This is a genomic window from Advenella sp. EE-W14 (assembly GCF_012923605.1).
GTDB classification, from domain to species: Bacteria; Pseudomonadota; Gammaproteobacteria; order Burkholderiales; family Burkholderiaceae_B; genus Advenella; species Advenella alkanexedens.
In genome coordinates this window covers 222,649-235,348 of the sequence record NZ_JAAVNG010000008.1, presented here as the reverse complement: position 1 = coordinate 235,348, position 12,700 = coordinate 222,649, and the positions used below count along the sequence as shown (strand labels likewise).

Here is a 12,700-nt window from a genome sequence, read left to right as displayed (position 1 = left end):
TGGGGTTACGATTAATTCCCATTGACTGGGCATATGATGCATTGTGACACACAAGCGATGATTATTATTTTAAAGCATTTAAAACATCTATAATTAGTCGCGTTAATGAGGATAATATTTATTGCCATGCCGTCAAATACACCCACCACCATACACCGTCACGACTATCGTGAATACCCTTTCAACATTACAACTGTTGCATTGCATTTCGATCTTCACGAAACAGCCACCCGCATCACCAGCACCCTTGCAATCAACAGCAAAGAAAACAGGCCGGCCGACCTGGTCCTGGACGGGGAAGACATCCGTCTGATTTCCGTTTCGATTAACGGTAAAGCACTGGGTGAACACCAGTACTCACTGAACGAACAAACCCTGGTAATACCTGCCTTGCAGGGACAATTCGAACTCCGTATCGTGTCCGAGTGCAACCCGCAGGAAAACAGCACCCTGATGGGCCTGTATGTCTCGGGTAACAGTTTTTTCACCCAGTGTGAAGCAGAAGGTTTCCGGCGTATTACCTTTTTCCCGGACCGGCCCGATGTCATGAGCATCTACACCGTCACCATTTGTGCCGACAAGGCCCGTTACCCCTATCTGCTGTCCAATGGCAACCTGTGCGCCAGCACCGACCTGCCCGACGGACGCCACCAGGCCACCTGGGAAGACCCGTTTCGCAAACCCAGCTATCTGTTTGCCCTGGTTGCCGGCGACTTTGACATTCGTGAAAAGCACGCCACCACCCAAAGCGGCCGTGAAGTCCTGTTGCAGGTGTATAGCGACAAAGGCTCGGGACAGCAAACCGAATGGGCCCTTGAATCCCTTGAAAACGCCATGAAGTGGGATGAAACGCGCTTTGGTCTTGAGCTGGACCTTGACCGCTTCATGATTGTGGCTGTGCGCGACTTCAATATGGGCGCCATGGAAAACAAAGGACTGAATATTTTCAATGCCGCCTATGTCCTGGCCGACCCCGATACCGCCACCGATGCCAATTATGAAGGCATCGAGTCGGTCATTGGTCACGAATACTTTCATAACTGGACCGGCAACCGCATTACTTGCCGCGACTGGTTCCAGCTCAGCCTGAAAGAAGGGCTCACGGTTTTCCGGGATCAGGAATTTTCCGCTGACATGATGGCCAGAAACCTGGATGCCTCTGCAGCAGCCAGTGCCCGTGCCATCAAGCGTATTGACGATGTAACCCGTTTAAGAACCGCCCAGTTCCCTGAAGACGCCGGCCCCATGGCTCACCCCATTCGCCCCGAAAGTTATCAGGAAATTGCCAACTTCTACACCGCTACCATTTACGAAAAAGGCGCGGAAGTCATTCGCATGCAGCACACCCTGCTGGGAGAAGAAGGTTTTCGTGCCGGCATGGACGAATACTTCCGCCGTCATGACGGCCAGGCCGTCACCTGTGATGACTTCATCAATGTCATGGAATCGGTTTATACCCAACGCAACCCGGGTAAAGACCTGGCCCTGTTCAGGAACTGGTATTCACAGGCCGGCACCCCCCGCGTAAAGGTTGAGCTCAACTATGACCAGGCGCAACAACGTTGTTCAATTACCCTGACACAAAGCTGCGTACCGGTTGGGGTTGAAAAACTGCAAAAGGGTTTTGTCAAACAACCCTTCCACATTCCCTTTGCCATGGGCTTTATCAGCCAGTCGGGCCAACCGTTCACGCTGGAGTTTGAAGGGCAGCCGCAAACCACAGTCTTGCTTGAACTGAAAGAAGAAAGCCAGACCTGGCACTTTGACCGGATTCCCGAACGGCCAATTCCCTCATTACTGCGCGATTTTTCGGCGCCGGTCATTGTGGAATATCCCTGGAATCAAGAAGATCTGGCGATTTTATGCGCTCATGACAGCAATCCTTTCGCACGCTGGGAGGCCGTGCAGGCACTTAGCTCAAATGAGTTGCTGCGCATTGCCGCCCGCCTGGCGCAGGACAAACAGCCGGAACTGGACCCCGCCCTGCTGCAAGTCTGGAAAACCAACCTGACTGACCCGAACCTGGATGCCGGTTATCGCGCCTGGTTACTGACCCTGCCTTCGGAAAAAGTGCTTGCCGAGCGCATGACACCGATTGAACCCGTGGCCATTGCCAAGGCTCGCGATTTTGTCCGTGAGGAACTGGCCAATGGCCTGCTGGACTTGTGGCAGCAAACACTCAGCCAAAATGAAACTCCCGGCCCTTACAGCCCCGATGCCATCAGCGCAGGCCGTCGCAGCCTGAAAAACCTGGCGCTCGCCTATTTACTGTCTATCCAGAGCCCGCCAGCCATCCAGGCCGCCTTTGCGCAATACCAGAATGCCGGCAACATGACTGACCGCATTGGCGCACTTTCCGCGCTGGTCAGCCATTATGAAGGCGATGAGCGTGATCAAGCCCTGGCCCAGTTTTATGAACAGTGGCAACACGACCCGCTGGTCGTCGACAAATGGTTCGCCCTGCAGGCCAATGCCCGCCACACCACCGCACAAACCATCCTGGGTCTGATGGCACACCCGGCGTTCAACCTGCGCAATCCCAACCGTGCACGCTCCCTGATCTTCCAGTTTTGCATCAACAACACCGAAGGACTGCACAAGAGCGATGGTTCGGGCTATGCATTCTGGGCTGACCAGGTCATTGCCCTTGACAATATCAACCCTGAAATTGCCGCCCGTCTGGCCCGCGTCATGGACAACTGGTCCCGATATGCACCTGCCCTGAAAGACGGCATGCAGCAGGCCCTTAAACGTGTGGAAGCGCATCCCGGCCTGTCTAAAAACGTATTTGAAATCGTATCCAAAGCATTGAATATCTGAAACCTGAGGAATCTGCAAGAATGAAATTTAAGACTCTGACACAATATCTGGTAGAACAACAACGCCAGAACAAAGCATTGCAGGCGGAAGTGCGCCTGCTTATCGAAGTGGTTGCCCGTGCCTGTAAAAGCATTGGGCACGCCGTTGGCAAAGGCAGCCTGGGTGGTGTATTGGGAAGCCTGGAGTCTGAAAACATCCAGGGCGAAGTCCAGAAAAAACTGGACGTCATGTCCAATGAAATCCTGCTTGAGGCCAACGAATGGGGCGGCCAGCTGGCCGCCATGGCTTCGGAAGAAATGGAAACCATCCATAAAATCCCCAACCGCTACCCCAAAGGCGAATACCTGCTGCTGTTTGACCCCCTTGATGGCTCTTCCAACATTGACGTGAACGTCTCTATTGGTACTATTTTCTCTATCCTGAAAGCACCTGCCGAATCTGCTGGCCGCGAAATTACCGAAGATGACTTCCTTCAACCAGGCACCCAGCAGGTAGCGGCCGGCTACGCCGTTTACGGGCCTCAAACCATGCTGGTCATTACCTTGGGCAACGGTGTGGTTGGCTTTACCCTTGACCGTGAAACCGGTACATGGATGCTCACCAACGAAAACATCCAGATTCCGGCAGACACCAAAGAGTTTGCCATTAACATGTCAAACATGCGCCACTGGGCACCACCGGTTCGCCAGTACATCGAAGATTGTCTGGCAGGTAAAACCGGCCCGCTGGGCAAAGACTATAACATGCGCTGGGTGGCTTCCATGGTGGCCGATGTACACCGCATTTTAAGCCGTGGCGGCATTTTCATGTACCCATGGGACTCACGTGAGCCCAACAAACCGGGCAAATTACGCCTGATGTACGAAGCCAACCCCATGAGCTTTATTGTTGAGCAAGCCGGAGGCATGGCCACCGACTCGGTCAATCGCATTATGGACATCCAGCCAACCCAACTGCACCAGCGGGTTGGCGTGGTATTGGGGTCTAAAAACGAAGTGGAACGCGTGCGCTCTTACTGCGCAGGATCGTAATGCTTCTGGCGCAGCTCGTCGAGCTGCGCCAGCACATCAGCATCAAGGCGGGTTTGCATGGCGCTGATATTCTCATCAAGCTGTTCCAATGTCCGCACCCCGATAATGGTGCTGTCCACCTGCCATTTACTGTTGCAAAATCCCAGGGCCAGCTGAACCGGACTTAAGCCCAGCTCACGGGCAAACGCATTATAGGCCCTGGCTGCCTCCAGGCAGGCCGCTCTTCCCCAACGCTGTTTTTGCACGGACTCATAACGGGTAATGCGTGCTTCAGCTGGCGCGTCCGGCCCGGTCGTACCGGTCTGGTCATATTTGCCGGTAAGCAAACCATAACCCAATGGTGAATACGCCAGCAAAGACACCTTATGGCGATAACACATTTCATCAAGCCCGTTTTCATAGGCACGGTTCAACAGACAATACGGATTTTGTATGGTCGCCACACGAGGCAAGCCCATCTGCTCGGCCAGACGGATAAACTCGGACACGCCATAAGGCGTTTCATTGGACAGGCCAATATAACGTACCTTACCTGCCTTCACCAGCGTATTCAGGGCCTGCAATTGTTCTTCTATCGTTGTAAACGGCTCATGCTTTTTATCGGGATCAAAATAACGTCGACCAAATGCCGGTACATGGCGCTCGGGCCAGTGTATCTGGTAAAGGTCAATATAATCGGTTTTCAGGCGCTTGAGGCTGCCTTCGCAAGAAGCAATAATATCCTGGCCAGTCAGACCTGCCCCTTCCCGAATCCAGGGCGTACCCCTGGAAGGGCCAGCCACCTTGGTCGCCAGCACGATGTCCGAACGGGACACCGAACCACGTCCAAACCAATTACCCAGAATGGTTTCCGTCGCCCCATACGTTTCTTTGCGGGTGGGCACCGAATACATTTCGGCGGTATCAAGAAAATTGATCCCCTGCCCTACCGCCCGGTCAAGGATGTCAAATGCAGTTTTCTCATCCACCTGCTCACCAAATGTCATGGTTCCCAGACAAACATCCGTCACCATTAAATCGCTTATTCCCAGCTGAACCTTCTGCATTTAACCTGCCCCTTCCTTTAAATTTCAAAAATTAAAAATTAAATTTCACAAAAACATGAACAATCAATCCAGCGTCAATATCGTGGCACCCGTGGTTTTGCGTGAAGCCAATGCAATATGGGCATCGGCCACTTCTTCCAAGGGAAAACGCTGGTCAATTTGCACCTTGATTTTCTTGCTGGTGATCATTTGGAACAACTCACCAGCAGCGGCCTGCATTTTCTCTAAAGTGTCCACATGAGCACCCAGGCTTGGACGGGTCACATACAAAGAACCTTTGGTCGCCAACACGCCCAGGTTAACCCCGGTCACCGGACCCGATGCATTACCATAACTCACCATCAGGCCACGAGGCTGCAAGCAGTCAAGGGAAATTTCCCAGGTATCTTTGCCCACTCCATCGTAAACCACCGGTACTTTCCTGCCATTGGTTAATTCCAGCACACGCTCAACCACATTTTCATTCGTGTAATTAATGGTTGCCCAGGCACCATGAGCTCTGGCAATGGCCGCTTTTTCGGGGCTGGACACAGTACCAATCAACTTGACCCCCAAGGCCTTGGCCCACTGGCAGGCAATCAAGCCGACACCACCGGCCGCTGCATGCAACAAAATGGTTTCACCCTCTTGCAGGCGGTAGGTCTGCCTGAACAGATACTGCACCGTCAAACCCTTGAGCATAACGGCAGCCGCTTCTTCAAAAGAAATGCCATCAGGTATTTTCACCACCTGATGGCCGGGCACATTGCGTACCTCAGCGTAAGCACCCAGTGGACTCTGGCCGTACGCAACACGGTCTCCCACTTTCAGGTGGGCAACATTTTTACCCACCGCCTCAACGACACCAGAAGCCTCAAACCCCAGTCCATGCGGCAACGGGCTGGCATACAGGCCGGTACGGAAATAAATATCAATGAAATTCAGCCCGATCGCTTTTTGCCGGATCTGCACTTCGTTATCCGCCGGCAGGGAAACCTCAAGCGTGACCAGTTTCATGACCTCAGGACCACCATGTGTCTCAATTTGAATGGCTTTTGATGTGATACCCACGTTTAACTCCACTTATGATTAATGATTAATAAATACTTTACTAGAATGATAATTAATAAAAACAATTATTCAATCCATATCAACAACAGTCGATAAAAAAATAGTATACTTTGACAGTATTTGCCTAAGCAAATAAATATATTTATAAAGATAATGAACAGCAAAAAAATATCCCCATCCCAACCGGAAAAAACCTTCATGATCAAACCTGAAGACGTTCCCCGTGGTCAGGAAAACATTGGATATCTGATCCGTCTGGTGCATTTTTCCATTCATGACATGATTGAAAAAAACATGGCACCGTTAGGCCTGACTGCCACGCAATGGCACCCTATTGCGATTATCGGCCTTAGCAAGGCGGATACCCCCGCCTGTGTGGCCCGCATTGCTGAAGTGGATACCGGCGCCATGACACGCACGCTTGACAGACTGGAAGCCAAGGGTTTCCTGACCCGCCAGCGCAGCGAGCAGGATCGCCGGGTCATCAAGCTGACACTGACCGAAAAAGGCAAACAGGTCAATGAAAAACTGCTACCCTCCGTTGCCCAGGCTTTAAACCATCATCTGCAAGGTTTCACGGAACAGGAAGTGGAGCTGCTGAAAAGTCTGTTAACCCGTATGCTATTGAATGCCAATCCGAATATCCTGAAATCCATTCAGGAAAATGGCATGAATGACTGAAGCGGCCTTATGTCCGCGCGGATACAACTAGCGTTTACCGCTTTTGCCAATTAAGGAACCCAGCACACCCCGCAGCATTTTCCTGGCCGTATCCCTGACCATCCCCTTAGCCACTTGCTGGATCACACCATCCTTGCGTCCGCCACGCGGTCCGGTTGAGCCAATCATCATTTCCTTGACCGCCCCCCAAATACCTTCATCTTCGGGTTGGGCCCGAGCAGCGGCCTGGGCATTTTTTTCTTCAGCCCGACGAGTCAGCACTTCAAACGCCGACTCCCTGTCAATTAAGGTATCGTATTTGCCGGCAAAACCCGACAAATTGCGAATAAGCTGGCGCTCTGCATCGGTTGCCGGCCCCATCCGGCTGGCCGGTGGCAATATCCAGGCGCGCTGTGTAACGCCAGGGCTACCCTTGGCGTCCAGACAGGAAACCAACGCCTCACCCACGCCCAATTCGGTAATATCACGGGCAATATCCAGCTCAGGGTTGGGCCTCATGGTGTCAGCCGCCGTTTTGACCGCTTTCTGGTCGCGTGGCGTAAAAGCCCGCAACGCATGCTGAATCCGGTTACCCAGTTGGCCCAACACAGAATCGGGAATATCGGCCGGATTCTGGGTAACAAAATAAACCCCCACTCCTTTTGAGCGCACCAAACGCACGATTTGCTCAATTTTTTCAAGCAAAACCTTGGGGGCGTCATCAAACAGCAAATGCGCCTCATCAAAGAAAAACACAAACCGGGGCTGTTCGGGATCCCCCACTTCGGGCAAGGATTCATAAATTTCAGCCAATAACCATAGCAAAAACACGGCGTACAATTTAGGTGACTGCATCAACTTGTCTGCCGCCAGGATATTCACCATGCCCTGGCCTTGCGCATTACAGCGCATCAGGTCATGAATATCCAGCATGGGCTCACCGAAAAAGCGGTCTGCCCCCTGGGTTTCCAGCTGCAGCAATGCGCGCAGAATTGCCCCCACTGAAGCAGCAGACACATTACCGTACACCGGCCTGAGCTCGGTGGCCCTGTCGTTGACGTTTTGCAGCATCGCCCGCAGGTCCTTCAGATCCAGCAAAAGATGACCTTCATCATCGGCCACCTTGAACACCAGATTCAGGATACCGGTTTGCGTATCATTCAGGTTTAGCATGCGTGACAGCAATAAAGGTCCCATATCGGATACCGTGGCACGAACCGGATGCCCCTGCTCGCCAAACACATCCCATAAAACGGTTGGGCAGCCACCCCATTGCGGCACCGGCAGACCTAGTTTTCCCAGGCGCTCAAGCAGTTTGGGACTTTCCGTGCCCGCTTGTGAAATACCCGTCAGATCTCCCTTCACATCAGCCAGAAAGACCGGGGTGCCGATGCGGGAAAAAGCCTGCGCCAATACCTGAAGCGTAATGGTTTTACCGGTTCCGGTTGCGCCCGTGATGCAACCATGACGGTTGGCCAACTTGGGCAAAAGAAAGACATCTGCCTTTGCATTTTTCGCTATCAGGATGGGATCTGCCATAAATAAACCTTTGTCAAGTGCAAAACATTAGGAAATCTAACCGTATTCTATAAAAGTTTGTCGCACTCGGGGTAAAATCTTAGATTCGATTAACTTACTTTAATTGTTATTGATATGGCCGGACATAGTAAATGGGCAAATATCCAGCACCGAAAAGGTCGCCAGGATGCCAAACGCGGAAAAATATGGACAAAAATCATTCGTGAGATTACCGTTGCTGCACGTGCAGGCGGCCCAGATCCCAGTGCCAATCCTGCCTTGCGACTGGCTTGGGATAAAGCAACCGCTGCCAATATGCCCAAAGACAACATTCAGCGCGCCATTACCCGCGGTGCAGGTGGTGCCGATGGTGCCAACTACGAATCCATCCGCTATGAAGGATATGGCGTCAGCGGGGCCGCACTCATTATCGACTGCATGACCGACAATCGTGTACGTACCGTCTCCGATGTACGCCACGCCCTGACCAAACACGGTGGCAACCTGGGTCAGGACGGCTCGGTGGCATTCATGTTCCAGCATTGCGGGCAATTCATTTTTGCGCCCGGCACCAGTGAAGAAAAAATCATGGGAGTCGCCCTGGAAGCCGGTGCCGATGACATTCAGACCGATGAAGATGGCATGATTGAAGTGGTTTGCGCGCCTGAACAATATGCAGCGGTGCGTGACGCTTTCATTGAGGCAGAGCTGAAACCCGAAATGGAAGCCATTGTCATGAAACCCCTGAATGAAACCCTGCTGACGGGTGACGATGCCAAAAAAATGCAAAAAATCCTTGATCAGCTTGAAAGTCTTGATGACGTACAAGAAGTTTATACAACCGCTGTTTTTGATGAAACAGAAGAATAAAGCGAAAATTTGACAATGAAAGTACTCGTTATTGGCAATGGCGGCCGTGAGCACGCCATTGCGTGGCGTATTGCCCAGTCCGCACAGGTAAGCGATGTTTTTGTAGCGCCCGGCAACGGGGGCACCGCCCTTGACCCGTTACTCAAGAATGTGGCCATTACCAACCTTGATGAACTGGCCGCCTTTGCAAAAAAAGAAGGTATTGACCTGACGGTAGTCGGCCCCGAGGCGCCTTTGGCTGCAGGTGTGGTTGATCTGTTCCGTGAACAGGGTCTTGCCGTATTTGGCCCTACCAAGGCTGCCGCACAACTGGAAAGCTCCAAGGATTTTGCCAAAGCTTTCATGGTACGCCACAACATCCCCACTTCGGCCTATGCCACCTTTACCTCTCCCGAACAGGCTCATGCCTATATTAACGAACAAGGCGCGCCCATTGTTGTCAAAGCCGATGGCCTGGCGGCAGGTAAAGGCGTGGTGGTTGCCCAAACCCTGCAAGAAGCCCACGATGCCGTTGATGCCATGCTGGGTGATGGCAGCCTGGGTGAAGCCGGTGCACGCGTGGTGATTGAAGGCTTCCTGACTGGCGAAGAAGCCAGTTTCATTGTCATGTGCGATGGCAAAAACATTTTGCCCATGGCTACCAGCCAGGATCACAAACGCCAACTTGACAACGACCAGGGCCCCAACACCGGTGGCATGGGCGCTTACTCACCCGCTCCCATCGTTTCCGACCGCCTGCACGAACGCATCATGCAGGAAGTCATTTACCCGACCATTCAGGGTATGGAAAAAGACGGCATCACCTTTACCGGCTTCCTCTATGCTGGTCTCATGATTGATGATGGCAACGATGAGGACCGCAGCATCAAGGTGCTTGAGTTCAATTGCCGCATGGGTGACCCAGAAACCCAACCCATCATGATGCGCCTGCAAGGCGATTATGCCGACACCCTGTTGAAAGCGGCACAAGGCAAGCTTGACCAAGCCAGCATCAGTTGGGATCCACGCACCGCACTGGGCGTTGTGATGGCCTCATACAACTATCCCGGCACGCCCCGCACCGGTGATGTCATTACCGGCATTCCTGCACCACAAGAAAACTGCGTGACTTTCCATGCCGGATCTGCACTGAAAGATAACCAGCTCGTTACTTCAGGTGGTCGGGTACTGTGTGTCACCGCCTTGGGCGACACTGTGCAACAGGCCCGTGAAACCGCCTATGCAACCGTTAAACAAATCAAGTTTGATGGCCAGCAGTATCGTAGCGATATTGCATGGAGGGCTTTAAAGTAATATGCAACACATACCCCTGGAACAGGTCAGTCAGTATTTTCGTTCATTACAGGCATCCATTGTTGAGGCACTGGAAAAAGAAGACGGCCATGCCTTTTCCCAGGATGCCTGGGAACGCCCCGAGGGCGGAGGCGGCCTGTCCCGCTACATAGAAGACGGTCATATTTTCGAACGCGGTGCCGTGCTGTTCAGCCACGTTACCGGAGAAAAGCTCCCGCCTTCGGCCAGCGCACACCGCCCCGAACTGGCTGGCCGCTCTTGGGAAGCCATGGGGGTTTCACTGGTTTTGCACCCGCGCAACCCCTATATCCCGACAACACACATGAATGTCAGGATGTTCGTGGCCAAGGCCAGCCAGCCAGGCGAAACAGATGTCTTCTGGTTTGGCGGCGGCATGGACCTGACCCCCTACTACGCTTTTGAAAATGATGCCCGTCATTTTCACCAAACCTGTCATGACGCACTTGAGCCGTTTGGAAAAACCCGTTACCACGAATACAAGGAATGGTGCGATCGCTACTTTTTCCTGAAACACCGCAATGAAACCCGCGGTGTGGGCGGCATCTTTTTTGACGATCTGAACGATTTGGGCTTTGAACAGTCTTTTGCACTGGTTCAGGCGACCGGCAACGCGTTCACGAAAGCTTACCTACCCATTGTGCAAAAGCGCAGGCATTTGCCTTTTGGTGAAAAGGAACGGGACTTCCAGGCTTACCGACGCGGACGCTATGTCGAGTTCAATCTGGTTTGGGACAGGGGCACCCTGTTTGGCCTGCAATCAGGCGGACGCACCGAATCCATCCTGCTTTCCATGCCACCGACGGCAAGCTGGCGCTATGACTGGAAGCCCGAACCTGGTTCAGCCGAAGCCCAGCTTTACTTTTTCCTGACGCCCCGAGACTGGCTCTGATGAAAAAAACCGGGCTTCTTGGCGGAAGCTTCAATCCTGTTCACAATGCCCACCTGGCATTGGCACAAACCGCCCTGGATACACTGCACCTTGATGAGGTGCAACTCATTCCGGCCGGCAATCCCTGGCAAAAACAGGCATTGCCGGTTAATGGCCAACAACGTCTTGAAATGCTAAGGCTGGCCATTGCCGACCGGCCTGGCATGGTTGCCAATGATATTGAAATTGCCCGCGAAGGCGCCACTTATACCATCGATACCCTAAAGGCATTACCACCCAACGCCAGCTATTACTGGCTGCTGGGCACCGACCAGCTGGCCAATTTCTGTACCTGGCACCAATGGAAGGACATTCTTGATTATGTCACCCTGGTGGTGGCAAAAAGAAACACCCACCCTTTGGAAGTACCCCGCCTCTTGGCTGAAAAACTGCAACAAAAAGGCAAAAAACTGATTACACTGTCATTTGAAGCCATGGATATTTCCTCTAGCGATATCCGCCAGCGCCTTGCCAAGCAACAGGATGTGAGCCAACTGATACCACGCCCGGTCCTGGAATACATCCGGCAACACAAACTTTACACTTAAATCATTACGATTATTACTACAGAACAACTATGGAATTACAAAAACTTCAACGCATTGTGATTGACGCCCTGGAAGATGTCAAAGCCCAGGACATCAAGGTATACAACACTACCCACCTGACCAGCCTGTTTGATCGCGTCATTATTGCCAGCGGTACCTCAAACCGACAAACCCGCTCTTTGGCAAACAGCGTCTCGGATGCCGTACGCAAGCACGGTATCCAGATTATCGCCCTGGAAGGCATGGATACCGGTGAATGGGTCTTGCTGGATATTGGCGATATCGTGATTCATTGCATGCAACCGGCCATTCGCCAGTACTACAACCTTGAGGCCGTTTGGGGTGATAAGCCCGTACACGTCAAGTTATTACCCCAATCCACCCAGGTCCCCCCTGTCATTTCTCCTGACCAGGCCTACGACCCCAACATCTAAAACCCAAGCATGAAACTGATCGTGATTGCCGTTGGCACAAGAATGCCGGCCTGGGTAGAAATCGCCTGGGAAGATTATGCCAAGCGCATGCCGGCCGATTGTGCCATCGAACTGAAAGAAATCAAACCCGAGCCCCGCACCACCGGCAAAACACCACAACAGATGATGCAGGCGGAAGCCAAACGCATCGAAGCCGCCATTCCAGCGTCTGCCTTGCGTATTGCCCTTGATGAGCATGGCAAAGATCTGACCACCATGAACCTGTCCTCCCGTCTTGAACAATGGCGCAGTGGCGGACAAGATGTGGTATTTCTGATTGGCGGTCCCGATGGCCTGGACAGCGAACTGAAAAAAAGCTGTTCCGGCATGATCCGGCTTTCCTCATTAACCCTACCCCATCCAATGGTACGTATTGTCCTGGCCGAACAGCTTTACCGAGCCTGGGCCATTCTGGTTAACCACCCCTATCACAGGGCCTGAT

Annotated in this window: 12 protein-coding genes; 9 read left to right on the top strand and 3 right to left on the bottom strand. The window is 52.6% G+C overall.

What is annotated here, in order from left to right:
- Positions 1-126 precede the first annotated feature (126 nt).
- Both pepN and HCX92_RS06670 read left to right on the top strand, forming a co-directional pair.
- A complete protein-coding gene (pepN, locus tag HCX92_RS06675) occupies positions 127-2,820 on the top strand; it encodes an aminopeptidase N (RefSeq protein ID WP_169294156.1) in 2,694 nt (897 codons plus the stop codon).
- Between the two features lie 20 nt (positions 2,821-2,840).
- Complete coding sequence (locus HCX92_RS06670) at positions 2,841-3,851, top strand: class 1 fructose-bisphosphatase (RefSeq protein ID WP_169294155.1); 1,011 nt, start codon at positions 2,841-2,843, stop codon at positions 3,849-3,851.
- Here HCX92_RS06670 and HCX92_RS06665 read toward each other — a convergent pair.
- Complete coding sequence (locus HCX92_RS06665) at positions 3,833-4,897, bottom strand: aldo/keto reductase (RefSeq protein ID WP_169294154.1); 1,065 nt, start codon at positions 4,895-4,897, stop codon at positions 3,833-3,835. The two genes, HCX92_RS06670 and HCX92_RS06665, sit on opposite strands and share 19 nt — an antisense overlap.
- A 63-nt stretch (positions 4,898-4,960) precedes the next feature.
- The gene (locus HCX92_RS06660) at positions 4,961-5,947 is read right to left on the bottom strand and encodes a quinone oxidoreductase (protein WP_169294153.1); all 987 of its coding nucleotides are present in this window, start codon (positions 5,945-5,947) and stop codon (positions 4,961-4,963) included.
- 198 nt (positions 5,948-6,145) lie between these two features.
- Between HCX92_RS06660 and HCX92_RS06655 the strand changes: the two genes are divergently transcribed.
- Positions 6,146-6,628, top strand: coding sequence for a MarR family winged helix-turn-helix transcriptional regulator (locus HCX92_RS06655; protein ID WP_169294152.1), 483 nt, complete (start codon positions 6,146-6,148; stop codon positions 6,626-6,628).
- Positions 6,629-6,655: 27 nt separating this feature from the next.
- Here HCX92_RS06655 and HCX92_RS06650 read toward each other — a convergent pair whose 3' ends face one another.
- Entirely contained in the window at positions 6,656-8,146 is a 1,491-nt protein-coding gene (locus tag HCX92_RS06650; protein ID WP_169294151.1) for a helicase HerA-like domain-containing protein, read from the bottom strand.
- A gap of 114 nt (positions 8,147-8,260) precedes the next feature.
- Here HCX92_RS06650 and HCX92_RS06645 point away from each other — a divergent pair, with 114 nt between their 5' ends.
- From HCX92_RS06645 to rlmH, 6 genes are read left to right on the top strand one after another with little or no spacing between them, the layout of a single operon-like run.
- Positions 8,261-8,995: a YebC/PmpR family DNA-binding transcriptional regulator gene (locus tag HCX92_RS06645; protein WP_169294150.1), complete on the top strand. Its 735-nt coding sequence runs from the start codon at positions 8,261-8,263 to the stop codon at positions 8,993-8,995.
- A 15-nt stretch (positions 8,996-9,010) separates the two neighbouring features.
- Positions 9,011-10,288, top strand: a complete 1,278-nt coding sequence (gene purD / locus HCX92_RS06640; RefSeq protein ID WP_169294149.1) for a phosphoribosylamine--glycine ligase — start codon at positions 9,011-9,013, stop codon at positions 10,286-10,288.
- A 1-nt stretch (position 10,289) separates the two neighbouring features.
- Entirely contained in the window at positions 10,290-11,198 is a 909-nt protein-coding gene (gene hemF, locus HCX92_RS06635; RefSeq protein WP_169294148.1) for an oxygen-dependent coproporphyrinogen oxidase, read from the top strand.
- The gene (gene nadD / locus HCX92_RS06630) at positions 11,198-11,785 is read left to right on the top strand and encodes a nicotinate (nicotinamide) nucleotide adenylyltransferase (RefSeq protein ID WP_169294147.1); all 588 of its coding nucleotides are present in this window, start codon (positions 11,198-11,200) and stop codon (positions 11,783-11,785) included. The genes hemF and nadD overlap by 1 nt, the downstream gene beginning before the upstream one ends.
- Before the next feature lie 29 nt (positions 11,786-11,814).
- The gene (gene rsfS / locus HCX92_RS06625; protein WP_169294146.1) at positions 11,815-12,219 is read left to right on the top strand and encodes a ribosome silencing factor; all 405 of its coding nucleotides are present in this window, start codon (positions 11,815-11,817) and stop codon (positions 12,217-12,219) included.
- A 9-nt stretch (positions 12,220-12,228) separates the two neighbouring features.
- Positions 12,229-12,699, top strand: a complete 471-nt coding sequence (gene rlmH / locus HCX92_RS06620; RefSeq protein ID WP_169294145.1) for a 23S rRNA (pseudouridine(1915)-N(3))-methyltransferase RlmH — start codon at positions 12,229-12,231, stop codon at positions 12,697-12,699.
- Position 12,700: the final 1 nt, after the last annotated feature.

Coding starts and splice junctions, on each gene's coding strand:
- purD (WP_169294149.1), top strand. CDS start 9,011: ATGAAAGTACTCGTTATTGGCAATGGCGGCCGTGAGCACGCCATTGCG.
- HCX92_RS06650 (WP_169294151.1), bottom strand. CDS start 8,146: ATGGCAGATCCCATCCTGATAGCGAAAAATGCAAAGGCAGATGTCTTT.
- HCX92_RS06665 (WP_169294154.1), bottom strand. CDS start 4,897: ATGCAGAAGGTTCAGCTGGGAATAAGCGATTTAATGGTGACGGATGTT.
- rlmH (WP_169294145.1), top strand. CDS start 12,229: ATGAAACTGATCGTGATTGCCGTTGGCACAAGAATGCCGGCCTGGGTA.
- hemF (WP_169294148.1), top strand. CDS start 10,290: ATGCAACACATACCCCTGGAACAGGTCAGTCAGTATTTTCGTTCATTA.
- rsfS (WP_169294146.1), top strand. CDS start 11,815: ATGGAATTACAAAAACTTCAACGCATTGTGATTGACGCCCTGGAAGAT.
- pepN (WP_169294156.1), top strand. CDS start 127: ATGCCGTCAAATACACCCACCACCATACACCGTCACGACTATCGTGAA.
- HCX92_RS06670 (WP_169294155.1), top strand. CDS start 2,841: ATGAAATTTAAGACTCTGACACAATATCTGGTAGAACAACAACGCCAG.
- HCX92_RS06655 (WP_169294152.1), top strand. CDS start 6,146: ATGATCAAACCTGAAGACGTTCCCCGTGGTCAGGAAAACATTGGATAT.
- nadD (WP_169294147.1), top strand. CDS start 11,198: ATGAAAAAAACCGGGCTTCTTGGCGGAAGCTTCAATCCTGTTCACAAT.
- HCX92_RS06645 (WP_169294150.1), top strand. CDS start 8,261: ATGGCCGGACATAGTAAATGGGCAAATATCCAGCACCGAAAAGGTCGC.